The following is a 14,908-nucleotide window of genomic DNA, read 5'->3' on the forward strand; positions in this document are numbered from 1 at the left end:
GGTTTGCCAGCCCAGCCTGGGGGGTGGGGGTGGCTGGCCGGGCTGGGGTGGGTGGGGTCAGGCCCAGAGTTGGCCTTCGAGGGCCGACTCGGCGTCGGTGAGGGTGCCGGTGTAGGCGCCGGTGGAGAGGTATTTCCAGCCGGCGTCGGCGACGAGGAAGGCCACGTCGGCGGCGCGGCCCGCCTTGGCCGCCTCGTGGGCCACGGCCAGGGCGGCGTGGGCCACGGCGCCGGTGGAGAAGCCCACGAACAGGCCCTCGACCTCGACCAGCTGGCGGGTGCGCAGGACCGCGTCGCGGGTGCCGACGGAGAAGCGGCGGGTCAGCACCGAGGCGTCGTACAGCTCCGGGACGTAGCCCTCGTCGATGTTGCGCAGGCCGTAGACCAGCTCGCCGTACCGGGGCTCGGCGGCGATGATCTGGATCTCCGGCAGCTTCTCGCGCAGGTAGCGGCCGGTGCCCATCAGCGTGCCGGTGGTGCCCAGCCCGGCCACGAAGTGCGTGATCGTAGGCAGGTCGCGCACCAGCTCGGGACCGGTGGTCTCGTAGTGGGCGCGGGCGTTGGCCTCGTTGCCGTACTGGAACAGCATGATCCAGTCGGGGTGCTCGGCCGCGATCTGCTTGGCCGTGGCCACCGCCTGGTTCGAGCCGCCCGCCGCGGGCGAAAAGATGATCTCCGCGCCGTACATGCGTAGCAGCTGCACCCGCTCGGTGGAGACGTTCTCCGGCATCACGCACACCAGCCGGTAGCCGCGCAGCTTGGCCACCATCGCCAGCGAGATGCCGGTGTTGCCGCTGGTCGGCTCCAGGATCGTGTCACCGGGCCGCAGCCGCCCGGCCGCCTCGGCCGCGCGCACCATGTACATCGCCGCGCGGTCCTTGACACTGCCGGTCGGGTTGCGGTCCTCCAGCTTGGCCCACAGCCGCACCGGCGGCGCGCCGTCGGGCACGACCGGGCTGAGCCGGGGCAGACCGATCAAGGGGGTATCGCCGCAGACGTCGAGCAGCGAGTCGAAACGTGCCATGTCAGCTCCCTATCACGAAGATCGGCCACACAGGCGCGAACGGCGGCCGGGGCACCCCGAAGGGTGCCTGGCCGCCGTTGGCGCGCAGTGGGTCGGGCAGGCTCAGCGGCCGAGGACGGCGGCCGCGGCGGCCAGGCCGAAGGCCCCGCCGGCGACGGCGGGCAGGATGGTCACGGTGTCGCCGTCATTGACCTTGGCGTCGAGCGAGCCGAGGAAGCGCACGTCCTCGTCGTTGACGTAGATGTTGACGAAGCGGTGCAGCCCGCCCTCGGGCGTGATGAGGCGGCCGCGCAGGCCGGGGTAGCTGCCGTCGAGGTTGGTGAGCAGGTCGGCCAGCGTGTCACCGGCACCGGACACGGCCTTGGCGCCACCGGTGTACGAGCGCAGGATGGTCGGGATGCGGACGTCGATCGCCATGATGGGTCACTCCTGGAAGAAGAAAGGGTCGGACGAAGGTCGGTCAGGGTTGGGTCAGCTCAGGGGCTGACACTCATACTCGACCGCCGTCGGGCTCTGCCCGAACATGTACGACTGCACGGCGTGCGGGTCGCCGCTCTTCTCCGTGGACCGCATGGACTGCATGCTCTCATCAACGAGCCGGACCGGTTCTTCGGTCACCTGCCCGTCCACGATGCGGAACGAGCGGATCTCCGCAGTCTGCGGGTCGCGCGTCGACACCAGCAGGTAGTGCGCGTTGGGCTCCCCCGCGTATGACACGTCGGTGCGCGACGGGAACGGCTCGGTGGCCGTGTGCGAGTGGTAGATGACCACCGGCTCCTCGTCGCGGTCGTCCATCTCCCGCCAGACGCGCAGCTGCTCACCGGCGTCGAAGCGGTAGAAGGTGGTCGAACGCTCGGCGTTCTCCATGGGGATGTGCCGCACCGCGGTGTCCGACCCGATGGGCCCGGCGACCACTCCACACGCCTCGTCCGGGTGGTCCCGGCGGGCATGGGCGACGATCGCCTCGATGATCTCCCGTTGGATGGTCAGCACGCCGACAAGCCTACCCAACCGCGTTCACGGCGCGACAGGTCGAGTGATCCGTGCCGCAGCGGGAACAATCAGCCGATGATGGCGTCCAGCAGGGATTCCTGCAGGTAGCCGAGGTACGAGTACACGCTGAGCTGGAACACCCGGGCCGACGAGGCGTCCACGGCGAGCGCCTCCTCCAGCTCGTACTCGACGATGGTGTCGTCGGTGAGCTCGAGCCGGATGCCCAGCGCCAGCCGCGCGTCGTTGATGGCCCGCAGCCAGCACTCGGCCGCCTCAGGGTCGAGCCGGACCTCGCCGCGGCCGTCCTCGGGCAGCGCCGCCAGCACCGCGGCCGCCTGGTCGATCTTGGCGGTCTTGAGGTCGCCCTCGGTGAACCGGCGGAACTCGGCGGAGTCGCGCGGCAGGTCCGGGTACACGTCGGGAAACAGTCGCTCGACCACCGGGTCGTCGCGCTCGAATCCCTCGGTGAGCAGGCCCACGACCTCCTCGGCGACCTTGCGCAGGACCCGGACCTCGTCCTCGCGGAAATCCGCCACGCACTCACCGCCCACGCGGCGGAACATCGTCATTCGCTGCTCACTGCTTGTCGACGGTGGCCCACAGGCCGTACGAGTGCAGCCGGGTGGCGTCGTGCTCCATGCGCTCGCGGGCGCCATGGGAGACGATCGCCTTGCCCTTCTGATGCACGTCCAGCATCAACAGCTCGGCCTTGTCCCGGCTGTAACCGAAGAGCTGCTGGAACACCCAGGTCACGTAGCTCATCAGGTTCACCGGATCGTTGTGCACGATCGTCACCCAGGGACGGGCGAACTCAGATGCTTCGTCTACGTCCGGTTGATCTACCGGAGTGGTCTGCGGGGCGGCGGTCACGTTCCCCATCCTACGAGTTGATTCGGGCAACACACAGGCTCGCGCACCGCCGGGATGAGGCCGCCTCCTACCAGATGCGGACTTATCCGGTATGACCTCGGCGGCCACACCGACCTCTGATGATCTCGGTGTGTTCCGCGTCGCGCCCGCCGGGAACGGCGGCGTGGGCGCGACGGCCTTAGGGTGGCGCCATGGGTGATTTCGCCGGTGCGGGTGCGCCCGCCCTGCTGACCGACCACTACGAGCTGACCATGATCAGCGCGGCGCTGCGCGACGGCACCGCGCACCGGCGCAGTGTGTTCGAGGTCTTCGCGCGGCGGCTGCCGCTCGGGCGCCGCTACGGCGTGGTGGCGGGCACCGGACGCCTGCTGGAGCAGCTCACGGCCTTCCGTTTTCACCCGGATGAGGTCGACTTCCTGCGCCGCACCGGCGTGGTCGACGAGCAGACCGCCGCCTGGCTGGCCGACTACCGCTTCTCGGGCGACGTCGACGGGTACGCGGAGGGCGAGCTGTTCTTCCCCAACTCCCCCATCCTGACCGTGACCGGCACCTTCGCCGAGTGCGTGGTGCTGGAGACGCTGATCCTGTCGGTGTTCAACCATGACTGCGCGGTGGCCGCCGCCGCGGCCCGCATGGTCACCGCGGCCCGGGGCCGCCCGCTGATCGAGATGGGCGGGCGCCGGGCACACGAGGAGGCGGCCGTCGCCTCGGCGCGCGCGGCGTACCTGGCGGGCTTCAGCTCGACCTCCAACCTGGCCGCCGGAATGCGCTACGGCATCCCCACCCGGGGCACCGCCGCGCACGCGTTCACCCTGCTGCACGACGACGAGAAGGCGGCGTTCGCCTCGCAGGTGGCGGCGCTGGGCGAGGGAACCACGCTGCTGGTCGACACGTACGACATCAGCCAGGGCATCCGCAACGCCATCGCGGTGGCCGGTCCCGGCCTGAACGCGGTCCGTATCGACTCCGGCGACCTGTCGGTGCTGGCCGCGCACTCGCGCGCGCTGCTGGACGAGCTGGGCGCGCCCGACACGAAGATCGTGGTGAGCGGCGACCTGGACGAGTACGCCATCGCCGCTCTGGCCGCCGAGCCGGTCGACGTGTACGGCGCGGGCACCGCCGTGGTCACCGGCTCCGGCGCCCCGACCGCGGGCCTGGTCTACAAGCTGGTCGAGGTCGAGGGCCGCCCGGTGGTGAAGCGGTCGGAGAACAAGGCGACGGTCGGCGGGCGCAAGACGGCGTACCGGCGGCACAAGCCCACCGGCACCGCGATCGAGGAGATCGTGCTGTCGCAGGGCGAGCCGGACCTGCAGCCCGGCGACCGGCTGCTGCAGCGCCCGCTGGTGCGCGGCGGCGAGCCGGCACCGGATCTGCCCACGCTGGAGGACAGCCGCGCCCACCTGCGCGACTGTCTGATCACGATTCCGTGGGAGGGCCTGAAACTGTCGGCGGGCGACCCGGCCATCCCGGTGACGGTCGCCCCGACCGCGTGACCGAGAGATCATTGCGCCGGTTGCGGCAGTGGAGCAGCATGGGTGCTGACCGAGGACGCTAGCGGGAGGCGGGCCATGACCCGGGCACTGATCATCGTCGACGTGCAGAACGACTTCTGCGAGGGCGGATCGCTGGCGGTGGCGGGCGGTGCGGCCGTGGCCGCGAACCTGTCCGCGAAGCTGTCGGACGACGCCGCGGGCGAGCACCGCTGGCAGCACGTCGTGGCCACGCAGGACCACCACACCGACCCGGGCGACCACTTCGGCAACCCGCCGGACTACGCGTCGAGCTGGCCGGTGCACTGCGTCGCCGACACGTTCGGCGCCGAGTTCCACCCCGAGCTGGACACCGACCGGGTCGAGGCGGTGTTCCGCAAGGGCGAGTACGCGGCGGCCTACTCGGGGTTCGAGGGGCACACCGCCGGCGTCGGCCTGGCGACCTGGCTGCGCGAGCGCGACGTGACCGAAGTGGACGTCGTCGGCATCGCCACCGACCACTGTGTACGGGCGACCGCGCTCGACGCCGTCCGGGAGGGTTTCGACACCACCGTGGTGCTCGGGTACACCGCCGGCGTCGCTCCGGAGACGACAGAGCGGGCCGTCGAAGAGCTCCGAGCTGCGGGTGTGCACCTGGTGGAGACCATTTAGGTCCGGTTTTAGGTAGGGCCTATTCCTTTTTAAGGAAACTTAACTTATTGTTTGGCGCCATCGGGGGGACCGGCGTCAATCAATGAGGAGAACCATGTTCAAGCTACGGGCCCGGCTGCTCGCCGGCGCGGTAGTCATGGTCGCCACCGCCACCATCGGTGTCGTCACCATGGCCAACGCGGCCGGCACGGTCACCGCCGCGTACACCCAGACCAGCAACTGGGGCACCGGCGCCGAGGGCAAGTACGTCATCACCAACGGCACCAGCGCCTCGACCACGTGGACGCTGACGTTCACGCTCCCGGCGGGCACCACCGTCAGCTCCTTCTGGGACGCCAGCCTGAGCGGCACCGGCCAGACCCGTACCGCGACCGGTACCTGGAACGCCACCATCCCCGCGGGCGGCACCGCCTCCTTCGGCTTCAACACCGCCGGCTCCGGCACCCCGACCGTCTGCACCATCAACGGCGCCAACTGCTCGACCGGCGGCCAGCCGTCGGCCTCGCCGAGCACGCCGACGAGCCCGAGCCCGAGCGCGAGCCCCAGCGCCAGCCCGCGGCCGTCGACCTCCCCGAGCACCTCGCCGTCGGCCTCGCCGACCCCGTCGACCAGCCCGACCAACCCGAACCCGGGCCAGAAGGTCATCGGCTACTTCACCAACTGGGCGCAGTACGCGCGCAACTACCACGTGAAGAACATCGTGACCAGCGGCTCGGCCGCCAAGCTGACCCACATCGTGTACGCCTTCGGCAACATCTCCGGCGGCCAGTGCGTGCTCAGCGACACCTACAACGACTACGACCGTGCCTACGACGCCGCCGGCAGCGTGGACGGCGTCGCCGACACCTGGGACGCGGGCGCCCTGCGCGGCAACTTCGGCCAGCTGCGCCGCCTCAAGAAGCTGTACCCGAACATCAAGGTGCTGTTCTCGATCGGCGGCTGGACGTACTCGAAGAACTTCCCGGCCGCCGCGGCCAACCCGACCGCGTTCGCCAACTCCTGCTACAGCATGATCGAGGACCCGCGCTGGGCTGACGTCTTCGACGGCATCGACATCGACTGGGAGTACCCGAACGCCTGCGGTGAGACCTGCGACACGAGCGGCCCGAACGCCTTCAAGAACCTGATGTCGGCGCTGCGGACCCGGTTCGGCTCGAGCTACCTGATCACCGCGGCGATCACCGCCGACGGCAGCAACGGCGGCAAGATCGACGCCACCGACTACGCCGCCGCCGCGCAGTACGTCGACTGGTACATGCCGATGACGTACGACTACTTCGGCGCCTGGGCCACCACCGGTCCGACCGCGCCGCACTCGCCGCTGAACTGCTACTCGGGCATCCCGACCGCGGGCTTCTGCTCCGAGGCGGCCATCACCAAGCTCAAGTCCAAGGGCGTGCCCTCGTCGAAGCTGCTGCTCGGCATCGGCTTCTACGGCCGCGGCTGGACCGGCGTGACCCAGGCCGCCCCGGGCGGCTCCGCCACCGGCGCCGCCCCCGGCACCTACGAGGCGGGCATCGAGGACTACCACACCATCAAGACCAAGTGCCCGGCCAACGGCACCGTCGGCGGCACCGCGTACTGCTTCAGCGGCGGCCAGTGGTGGAGCTACGACACCCCGGCGACGATCGCGTCCAAGATGTCCTGGGCCAAGAGCCAGAGCCTGGGCGGCGCGTTCTTCTGGGAGCTGTTCGGCGACACCAGCAACGGTGAGCTGATCACCGCCATCAAGAACGGCCTTGCCTGATCCAGCGAGGCCCGCTGAACGGGGCCCCGGCCCGGACCGCGACGTCCGGACCGGGGCCCCGCCCCTTTGCGGCAGTATGGGGGCATGCCCGAGGGCGACACCGTCTACAACACCGCGCAGGTGCTGCGCGAAGGGCTGGTCGGGCGCACCCTGACCGGCTCGCAGTTCCGGGTGCCGCAGCTGGCCACCATCGACCTGACCGGCGCCGACGTCGTCGAATCGCTGAGCCGAGGCAAGCATCTGCTGCTGCGACTACGCACGGCGGGCGGCCGTGACCTGAGCCTCCACTCCCACCTGCGGATGGAGGGCGCCTGGCGGGTGTACGGCCCCGGCCAGCGCTGGAACGCCCGTCCCGCCCACACCATCCGCGTCGTGCTGCGGGCGGGCGACCGTACCGCCGTCGGCTTCCACCTGCACGACCTGTCGCTGGTGCCCACCGCGCAGGAGGAGCGCCTGGTCGGCCATCTCGGCCCCGACCTGCTCGGGCCGGACTGGGACCCGGCCGAGGCGGTACGCCGCCTGACCCGCGACCCGGCCGCCCCTGTCGCGTCGGCGCTGCTCGACCAGCGCAACCTGGCCGGGATCGGCAACCTGTACAAGTGCGAGGTGCTGTTCCTGCGCGGCGTGTGGCCGTGGACCCCGATCGGCGACGTGCCCGACCTGCCCGGCCTGGTCGACCTGGCGCAGCGGCTGCTCGCCCACAACCGCGGCCGCTGGACGCAGACCACCACCGGCTCACTGCGCCGCGGCGAGACCAGCTACGTGTACGGCCGCCGCGCCCAGCCCTGCCGCAACTGCAACAGCCCCATCAGCAAGGACGGCGAGGGCGACCGCATCACCTACTGGTGCCCCCGCTGCCAGCCCTCCCCCACCCCGCATTGAGGTAAGGACGCGACGCCGACGGGCACGGGAGTAATGCTGCAGTTTCGGGGAAAGTGCACGAATCTTGGCGCGGATTCCAGCAGTTTCCCCGAAACTGCAGCCGCCCCACGCCAGCGGCAGCGCGGCCCAGCGGCAGCGCGGCCCAGCGGCAGCGCGGCCCAGCGGCAGCGCGGCCCGGCGCGATCACGCGGACAGGCTCGGGGCGAGCTCGGCAGGCGTGTCGTGCTGCAGTAGCTCGGCGGGAACGACCGCAGGGGCAGGCTCGGCGGGAACGGAGGCGGGGGCAGGCTCCGCGGCGGAGCGCCAGAAGGGCAGCGCCCCAGCCAGGAGCAGCAGCGCGACCGCTCCGGCGGCGGCGAAGGCCCAGCCCGGACCGGCCGAGTCGATGATCGCCCCGGCGAACGGGGCGCCCGCGGCCACGCCGATGGTCAGCGCGGTGCCGTGCAGGCCCATCGCCTCGCCGCGCGAACCGGCCGGAACCCACGAGCTGAGCGTGTCGATGGTGGCCGACAGCGCCGGCGCGACCAGTACGCCCGACGGGATCAGGATCAGGCAGAGCGCCCACCAGGGCGCCCCGGCCGCCAGTCCGACCGGTACGGTGAGCGCGGCCAGGCCGCCCGCCAGCAGCGCCGGAGACACGTTGCGGTGCAGCGCTCCGTAGACGAAGCCGCCGATCAGCGAGTAGAGGCACCAGATCGCGATCACGACCCCGGCCCAGTTCTGCTGGCCGGATCCCTTCAGCACGGCGATCAGCGACAGGTCGGAGGCGGTCAGCACGAAGGTGAGCGACGCGGTCAGCGCGAACAGTGCGATCACCCGTGGGCGCAGCCACTGGCGTCGCGGCACCGCGACCTCGGCCACGCCGTCCTCGGTCGGGGCCTGGGTCGGCGCGTTGAGCAGGATGAGCGCGAGCCCGGCCAGCACCACACCGAGGCCGACCGCGATCATGACCGGGCGGCTGCCGAAGTGGCTCACCGCCGCCACCGCCGCCGCCGGGGCGACCATGTATGACAGCTCGACCGCCATCGAGTCCAGCGCGAACCCGGGGCGGCGCTGGTCGGCCGGGACCATCGCGGCGAGGCTCTGCCGGACGATCGTGAACACGGGCAGCCCCAGCAGACCGGCGGTCACCGCGGCACCGAGCAGGGCCGCGTAGCCGAGCCTCGGCGCGGCCAGCCAGAACAGGGCCTGGGCGGTGGTGGTGATGATGAGGACGGGGCGCAGGCCGTACCGGTCGATCATGCGGCCGGTGATCGGCGAGCCGATCGCGGAGCCGATGGTGGACGCGGTGCCGACGAGGCCCGCCTGGGCGAAGCCGAGGCCGAGGGTGTTGACGACGTGCAGCGTCAGCACGATGCCGGTGGCGATGACCGGAATCCGAGCCACCAGCCCGACCAGCAGCAACGCGCGTACGCCGGGCAGGCCGAGAATCTTGCGGTAAGGCTCGATGGTCATTGCGGTTGTTACCTCCAGCCGACCATGGTGCCTGACCCCACCGACATCGGGGCAATCCATTTACCAGGTGAACTGGAGTAATCCCCATCACGTCGACCCGCGACGGTCGGCGTTGAGAAGGGGCCCTTCCTCTACCTAAAGCGATAAGCAGGGGCCCTTCCTTACCGCGCAACGAGCGAGGGCGGGGTGGCTGCGTACGCAGCCACCCCGCCCTCAGCTCAGCGCGCTCAGTAAGCGCGCCCACAAACTAAACCTCGTGCTCCCCGCCCTGCCGCCCGTGCGAGTAGCTGGGCGCCTCGATAACCGGAGCCTTCGTACCCGTGCTCACCGCCAGGTGCGGGAACTTGGCGTCGAACGCGGGCCGCTCGGAGCGGATGCGCGGCATGCTGTCGAAGTTGCGCAGCGGCGGCGGGCAGCTGGTGGCCCACTCGAGCGAGTTGCCGTGGCCCCACGGGTCGTCCACGGTCACGATCGGACCGGTCCGGTAGGACTTCCACACGTTGTAGATGAACGGCAGCGTGGAGGCGCCCAGGATGAACGCGCCGACGGTGGAGAACCCGTTCAGGAAGGTGAAGTCGTCCGAGGGCAGGTAGTCGGCGTACCGGCGGGGCATGCCCTCGGCGCCGAGCCAGTGCTGCACCAGGAAGGTGGCGTTGAAGCCGATGAAGGTCAGCCAGAAGTGGACCTTGCCCAGCTTCTCGTCCATCATCCGCCCGAACATCTTCGGGAACCAGAAGTAGATGCCCGAGTACACGGCGAACACGATGGTGCCGAAGAGCACGTAGTGGAAGTGCGCCACGACGAAGTACGAGTCCGACACCTGGAAGTCGATCGGCGGGCTGGCCAGCAGCACGCCCGACAGGCCGCCGAAGAGGAAGGTCACCAGGAAGCCGAGGGCGAACAGCATCGGTGTCTCGAAGGTGATCTGGCCGCGCCACATGGTGCCGATCCAGTTGAAGAACTTCATGCCGGTGGGTACGGCGATGAGGAAGCTCAGGAACGAGAAGAACGGCAGCAGCACCTGGCCGGTGGCGAACATGTGGTGCGCCCACACGCTCATCGACAGCGCGGCGATCATCAGGGTCGCGGCGACCAGACCGGTGTAACCGAAGATCGGCTTGCGGCTGAAGACCGGGATGACCTCGGAGATGATGCCGAAGAACGGCAACGCGACGATGTACACCTCGGGGTGGCCGAAGAACCAGAAGAGGTGCTGCCACAGCATCGGGCCGCCGGTGGCGGGGTCGAAGACGTGGGCGCCGAGGCGCCGGTCGGCCAGCAGGGCCAGCAGCGCGGCGGCCAGCAGCGGGAAGACCATGATCACCAGGAGGCTGGTGACGAGGATGTTCCACGTCATGATCGACATACGGAACATCGTCATGCCGGGCGCGCGCAGGGTCAGGATCGTGGTGATCATGTTGACCGCGCCGAGGATGGTGCCCAGACCCGACAGCACCAGGCCCGCGATCCACATGTCCGCGCCGATGCCGGGCGAGTTGATCGCGTCGTTGAGCGGCGCGTACGCGAACCAGCCGAAGTCCGCGGCACCGCCCGGCGTGATGAACCCCGCGGTGGCCAGGCTCGCCCCGAACAGGTACAGCCAGTACGCGAAGGAGTTCAGGCGCGGGAACGACACGTCGGGTGCGCCGATCTGGATCGGCACCACGTAGTTCGCGAACGCGAACACGATCGGCGTCGCGAAGAACAGCAGCATGATCGTGCCGTGCATGGTGAACAGCTGGTTGTACTGCTCCGGGGTCAGGAACTGCATCCCCGGCTGCGCCAGCTCGGCGCGCATCAGCAGCGCCAGCAGGCCACCGATCAGGAAGAACACGAAGGCGGTGACCATATACATGATCCCGATCTGCTTCGCGTCCGTGGTACGCAGCAGTCGCGCGATCGCCGAACCCTTGATCTGCTTTCGCACGGGGTAGGGCCGCGTCGCGATCGGCTGCGGTGCGACGGTGGTCACGTGTGGCCTCCTGTGGCTGGCCCGGCCGCCACGACGCCTGCGCGCCGCCGCCCGGATTGATCAGTTGAGGCGTACCTCGGAGGCAGAATAATCCTTCGCAGGTGGCCAGGGAGCGCGGGGTGCACCTAGCCGCGCCGAACGGTGTAAGTTGGCGGCCCGGTCACGCGGGCCGGGCCGCCGTTCACGTTCGGCGGGCCGCTGGTCAGCGGGTGCCCGCCGCGGCGCTGAGATTGAGCGAGATCGCACCCGCCGCCACCGCGGCCAGCACCAGCAGCACCACGCCCCAGGCGATCAGCCGGTCGGCCGCGCTGATGCGGTGCAGCCAGCGGGTGAACCGGCTGCCCGCGACCACGGCCGTGCCGCCCAGCGGGTCGGTGGTGACCGCGGTCGCACCCGGATCGGGGGTGAGTGTCTTCACGACGGTCACCGTCGCACCGGCCAGAATCAGCAGTGTCCCGAGTACGGCCAGCAGACCGGCGATCCAGTCCTTCATCGATCGTCCTCCCCAGGGGATGGGATCGCACCGGCCGGGGTGCCGGTGTGACCGCCACAGGCTAGACGCCGACCGGCGGCTACGCACCGCGAGAAACGTGAGAGGGTCATAGGTATGGCGAAGAAGCCTCCCCGCGACGATGTCGGTGACCAGGACCTGACCGTGCGTGCGCCCAAGGACAGCGCGGCCGGCCTGCCCGGGGTGATGCACGGCCTGCGCGCCGCGGGGGCGCAGATGGGCGTACGCCGTTCCGCGCTCACCCTGCTCAAGATGAACCAGGCCGACGGGTTCGACTGTCCCGGCTGCGCCTGGCCCGAGCCGCTCCCGGCGCACCGCACCCACTTCGAGTTCTGCGAGAACGGCGCCAAGGCGGTGGCCGAGGAGGCGACGCTGCGGCGGATCACCCCGGCGTTCTTCGCCGAGCACGCCGTGGCCGACCTGGCCGGGCGCAGCGACTACTGGCTGGGCCAGCAAGGGCGGCTGACCGAGCCGATGGTGAAGCGGCCAGGCGCGACGCATTTCACACCGGTCGGCTGGGACGAGGCGTTCGCGCTGGCCGCGAGCCACCTGCGCGCGATCGAGCCGGACCGCGCGCTGTTCTACACCTCCGGCCGCACCTCCAACGAGGCCGCCTTCCTCTACCAGCTGATGGCGCGGGCGTACGGCACCAACAACCTGCCGGACTGCTCGAACATGTGCCACGAGTCGTCCGGCGTGGCCCTGAACAGCACCATCGGCATGGGCAAGGGCTCGGTGACGCTGGAGGACATCCACCAGGCCAAGCTGATCGCGGTGGTGGGCCAGAACCCGGGCACCAACCACCCGCGCATGCTCAGCGCGCTGGAGATCGCCAAGCGGAACGGCGCGCGGATCATCTCGGTGAACCCGCTGCCCGAGGCCGGGCTGATGCGGTTCAAGAACCCGCAGCAGGTCGGCGGCCTGGTCGGCGGCGGCACCTCGCTGTCCGACCTGCACCTGCCCATCCGGGTCGGCGGAGACCTGGCGCTGTTCCAGGCGATCGGGTCGCTGCTGCTGTCGTGGGGCGCGGTGGACGAGAGCTTCGTCTCCTCGTACACGGCGGATTTCGAGGCCTATGCCGAGTCCGTGCGCGAGCTGGACTGGGACCTGGTCGCGACCGCGACCAGCCTGACCCGCGACCAGATCGAGGCCGCGGCTCGCCTGTTCGCCGACTCGCCCGCGACCATCGTCTGCTGGGCGATGGGCCTGACCCAGGGCCGCGACTCGGTCGCGACGATCCGCGAGGTCGTCAACGTGCAGCTGCTGCGCGGCATGATCGGCCTGCCCGGCGCTGGCCTGTGCCCGGTGCGCGGCCACTCCAACGTCCAGGGCGACCGGACCATGGGCATCTGGCACGAGCCGCCGTCGTGGCTGGCCCGATTGGGCGACTCACTCTCCCTGCCCATGCCGTCCCGGCGGGGGTACGACACCGTCGAGGCGATCCGCGCCATGCGCGACGGCGAAGCGTCCGTGTTCATGGCCCTGGGCGGCAACTTCGCCGCCGCCTCGCCCGACACCGACGTCACCGAGGCGGCGCTGCGCTCCTGCGCGCTGACCGTGCACGTGTCCACCAAGCTCAACCGCTCGCACGTGGTCACCGCCGACCCGCAGACCGTGCTGATCCTGCCCTGCCTGGGCCGCACCGAACGCGACACCCAGGCCGCGGGCGACCAGTTCGTCACCGTCGAGGACTCGATGTCGTGCGTGCACGCCTCACGCGGCCGCCTCGCCCCGGCCTCGCCGCAGCTGCGCTCCGAGGTGGCGATCGTGTCCGGCCTGGCCGAGCACCTGCTGCCCGACTCCACCATCCCGTGGCAGTCGTACGCCCAGGACTACCGCTCCGTCCGCGCCCTGATCGCCGACACCGTGCCCGGCTTCACCGACTTCGAGGCGAAGGTCCGCGAACCCGGCGGGTTCACCCTGCCGCACCCGCCCCGCGACAGCCGCCGCTTCCCCACCCCCGACGGCCGTGCCCGGTTCACCGCCAACACCCTCGCGGTGCTGACGATCCCGCCTGGCCGCCTACTCCTGCAGACGCTGCGCAGCCACGACCAGTACAACACCACCATCTACGGCCTGGACGACCGCTACCGCGGCGTCAAGGCGGGCCGCCGCGTCGTCTTCGTCAACCCCGACGACCTGCGCGAACTCGACCTCGCCGACGGCACCATGGTGGACCTGATCTCGGAGTGGGCCGACGGCGAGCGCGTCGCCGAGTCGTTCCGCGTGATCGCCTACCCGACCGCCCGAGGCTGCGCCGCGACCTACTTCCCCGAAGCGAACGTGCTGGTCCCGCTGGACTCCACCGCCGCCGAGTCGAACACACCCACCTCGAAGCAGGTCATCGTCCGGCTGCGGCCGCGCTGATGGGCCGGGCCAGCGACCGCCGCACCGTCACCCGGATCGACCTGTCCGGCTCGTCCGCGCGCCGCCAGGACATGCTGGCCGCCGAGGAGCCGCTGGAGATCCGGGTCGGTCACCGCGGCCGCCCCCGCCGTCCACTGGCCGTCACCATGCGTACCCCCGGCGACGAACTCGACCTGGCGCTCGGCTTCCTGCTCACCGAAGGTGTGATCACGTCGCCCAGCGACGTGATCACCGCCCAGCTCTGCGCCGGCCCCGAGGTAAGGAAGGGCCCCCTGTTATCGCTTTCCGTAGGTGAAGGGCCCGTTCTTAACCTCGCGGAGCAGGAGACGGAGCAGAGCGGCGGATACAACGTGGTGGACGTCGTGCTGGCTGATCACGTGCCGGAGCCGCAGGCGGGGGTGGAGCGCAACTTCTACACCACCAGCTCGTGCGGCGTATGCGGCAAGGCCAGCATCGACGCCATCCGGGTCCGTTCGCGGCACGACGTGACCGCCGATCCGCTGCTCCTGGCCGCCTCGGTGCTCGCCGAGCTGCCCGACCGGCTGCGGAAGGCGCAGCGGACCTTCGAGCGCACCGGCGGCCTGCACGCGGCCGGGCTGTTCACCACCGCCGGGGAACTGGTCAGCGTGCGCGAGGACGTGGGGCGGCACAACGCCGTCGACAAGGTGATCGGCGCGGCGCTGCAGGCCGGGCGGCTGCCGTTGGCCGGGCACGTGCTGCTGGTCTCCGGCCGGGCCAGCTTCGAGCTGACCCAGAAGGCGTGGCTGGCCGGAATCCCGGTGCTGGCGGCGGTGTCGGCGCCGAGCACGCTCGCCGTCGACCTGGCCGAGGAGGCCGGTATGACCCTGGTCGGCTTCCTGCGCGGCCAGACCATGAACGTCTACACCCGCCCCGACCGCATCCTCCCCTGACCACCCGCCCCTTCCCACGCCGCCGCGCCGCTGGGG

The 14,908-nt window shown here is 70.5% G+C and carries 14 protein-coding genes; 6 read left to right on the forward strand and 8 right to left on the reverse strand.

Annotation, left to right across the window (positions count from 1 at the left end):
- Positions 1-57: 57 nt before the first annotated feature.
- The 5 genes from KUA19_RS28030 to clpS all read right to left on the reverse strand — a co-directional run bounded on the left by KUA19_RS28030 (position 58) and on the right by clpS (position 2,895).
- Positions 58-1,023 (reverse strand): PLP-dependent cysteine synthase family protein, encoded by a 966-nt coding sequence (locus KUA19_RS28030; protein ID WP_217400748.1) that lies wholly within the window; start codon positions 1,021-1,023, stop codon positions 58-60.
- A gap of 102 nt (positions 1,024-1,125) precedes the next feature.
- Entirely contained in the window at positions 1,126-1,440 is a 315-nt protein-coding gene (locus KUA19_RS28035) for a MoaD/ThiS family protein (RefSeq protein WP_217400750.1), read from the reverse strand.
- A gap of 54 nt (positions 1,441-1,494) precedes the next feature.
- Positions 1,495-2,016, reverse strand: coding sequence for a M67 family metallopeptidase (locus tag KUA19_RS28040; protein WP_217400752.1), 522 nt, complete (start codon positions 2,014-2,016; stop codon positions 1,495-1,497).
- Positions 2,017-2,084: 68 nt separating this feature from the next.
- Positions 2,085-2,585, reverse strand: coding sequence for a DUF2017 domain-containing protein (locus KUA19_RS28045; RefSeq protein WP_217400754.1), 501 nt, complete (start codon positions 2,583-2,585; stop codon positions 2,085-2,087).
- A 7-nt stretch (positions 2,586-2,592) separates the two neighbouring features.
- Positions 2,593-2,895 (reverse strand): ATP-dependent Clp protease adapter ClpS, encoded by a 303-nt coding sequence (gene clpS, locus KUA19_RS28050; protein WP_217400756.1) that lies wholly within the window; start codon positions 2,893-2,895, stop codon positions 2,593-2,595.
- Positions 2,896-3,077: 182 nt separating this feature from the next.
- On the opposite strand from clpS, the gene KUA19_RS28055 reads away from it, so the two are divergent.
- From KUA19_RS28055 to KUA19_RS28070, 4 genes are all read left to right on the forward strand, one after another.
- Complete coding sequence (locus tag KUA19_RS28055; protein WP_217400758.1) at positions 3,078-4,379, forward strand: nicotinate phosphoribosyltransferase; 1,302 nt, start codon at positions 3,078-3,080, stop codon at positions 4,377-4,379.
- A 75-nt stretch (positions 4,380-4,454) separates the two neighbouring features.
- Positions 4,455-5,027 (forward strand): isochorismatase family protein, encoded by a 573-nt coding sequence (locus tag KUA19_RS28060; RefSeq protein WP_217400760.1) that lies wholly within the window; start codon positions 4,455-4,457, stop codon positions 5,025-5,027.
- A gap of 94 nt (positions 5,028-5,121) precedes the next feature.
- The gene (locus tag KUA19_RS28065) at positions 5,122-6,774 is read left to right on the forward strand and encodes a glycosyl hydrolase family 18 protein (RefSeq protein WP_372451865.1); all 1,653 of its coding nucleotides are present in this window, start codon (positions 5,122-5,124) and stop codon (positions 6,772-6,774) included.
- 84 nt (positions 6,775-6,858) lie between these two features.
- A complete protein-coding gene (locus tag KUA19_RS28070; protein ID WP_217400764.1) occupies positions 6,859-7,656 on the forward strand; it encodes a DNA-formamidopyrimidine glycosylase family protein in 798 nt (265 codons plus the stop codon).
- A 183-nt stretch (positions 7,657-7,839) separates the two neighbouring features.
- On the opposite strand, the gene KUA19_RS28075 is transcribed toward KUA19_RS28070, so the two are convergent.
- From KUA19_RS28075 to KUA19_RS28085, 3 genes are all read right to left on the reverse strand, one after another.
- The gene (locus KUA19_RS28075) at positions 7,840-9,111 is read right to left on the reverse strand and encodes an MFS transporter (protein ID WP_217400766.1); all 1,272 of its coding nucleotides are present in this window, start codon (positions 9,109-9,111) and stop codon (positions 7,840-7,842) included.
- A 247-nt stretch (positions 9,112-9,358) separates the two neighbouring features.
- Positions 9,359-11,083, reverse strand: a complete 1,725-nt coding sequence (gene ctaD / locus KUA19_RS28080) for an aa3-type cytochrome oxidase subunit I (RefSeq protein WP_217394867.1) — start codon at positions 11,081-11,083, stop codon at positions 9,359-9,361.
- 202 nt (positions 11,084-11,285) lie between these two features.
- Complete coding sequence (locus KUA19_RS28085; protein ID WP_217394868.1) at positions 11,286-11,576, reverse strand: hypothetical protein; 291 nt, start codon at positions 11,574-11,576, stop codon at positions 11,286-11,288.
- Positions 11,577-11,690: 114 nt separating this feature from the next.
- On the opposite strand from KUA19_RS28085, the gene KUA19_RS28090 reads away from it, so the two are divergent.
- Positions 11,691-13,961, forward strand: a complete 2,271-nt coding sequence (locus KUA19_RS28090; protein ID WP_217394869.1) for an FdhF/YdeP family oxidoreductase — start codon at positions 11,691-11,693, stop codon at positions 13,959-13,961.
- Positions 13,961-14,872: a formate dehydrogenase accessory sulfurtransferase FdhD gene (gene fdhD, locus KUA19_RS28095; protein ID WP_217394870.1), complete on the forward strand. Its 912-nt coding sequence runs from the start codon at positions 13,961-13,963 to the stop codon at positions 14,870-14,872. The genes KUA19_RS28090 and fdhD overlap by 1 nt, the downstream gene beginning before the upstream one ends.
- Positions 14,873-14,908 lie beyond the last annotated feature (36 nt).

It is taken from the genome of Catellatospora tritici (assembly GCF_019083965.1).
Taxonomy (GTDB): Bacteria; Actinomycetota; Actinomycetes; order Mycobacteriales; family Micromonosporaceae; genus Catellatospora; species Catellatospora tritici.

What these genes read in the sequence shown, in the direction of transcription:
- KUA19_RS28060 (WP_217400760.1), top strand. Translation starts at nt 4,455, where the DNA reads ATGACCCGGGCACTGATCATCGTCGACGTGCAGAACGACTTCTGCGAG.
- KUA19_RS28065 (WP_372451865.1), top strand. Translation starts at nt 5,122, where the DNA reads ATGTTCAAGCTACGGGCCCGGCTGCTCGCCGGCGCGGTAGTCATGGTC.
- KUA19_RS28045 (WP_217400754.1), bottom strand. Translation starts at nt 2,585, where the DNA reads ATGACGATGTTCCGCCGCGTGGGCGGTGAGTGCGTGGCGGATTTCCGC.
- KUA19_RS28055 (WP_217400758.1), top strand. Translation starts at nt 3,078, where the DNA reads ATGGGTGATTTCGCCGGTGCGGGTGCGCCCGCCCTGCTGACCGACCAC.
- fdhD (WP_217394870.1), top strand. Translation starts at nt 13,961, where the DNA reads ATGGGCCGGGCCAGCGACCGCCGCACCGTCACCCGGATCGACCTGTCC.
- clpS (WP_217400756.1), bottom strand. Translation starts at nt 2,895, where the DNA reads ATGGGGAACGTGACCGCCGCCCCGCAGACCACTCCGGTAGATCAACCG.
- KUA19_RS28075 (WP_217400766.1), bottom strand. Translation starts at nt 9,111, where the DNA reads ATGACCATCGAGCCTTACCGCAAGATTCTCGGCCTGCCCGGCGTACGC.
- KUA19_RS28090 (WP_217394869.1), top strand. Translation starts at nt 11,691, where the DNA reads ATGGCGAAGAAGCCTCCCCGCGACGATGTCGGTGACCAGGACCTGACC.
- KUA19_RS28070 (WP_217400764.1), top strand. Translation starts at nt 6,859, where the DNA reads ATGCCCGAGGGCGACACCGTCTACAACACCGCGCAGGTGCTGCGCGAA.
- KUA19_RS28085 (WP_217394868.1), bottom strand. Translation starts at nt 11,576, where the DNA reads ATGAAGGACTGGATCGCCGGTCTGCTGGCCGTACTCGGGACACTGCTG.
- KUA19_RS28030 (WP_217400748.1), bottom strand. Translation starts at nt 1,023, where the DNA reads ATGGCACGTTTCGACTCGCTGCTCGACGTCTGCGGCGATACCCCCTTG.
- KUA19_RS28035 (WP_217400750.1), bottom strand. Translation starts at nt 1,440, where the DNA reads ATGGCGATCGACGTCCGCATCCCGACCATCCTGCGCTCGTACACCGGT.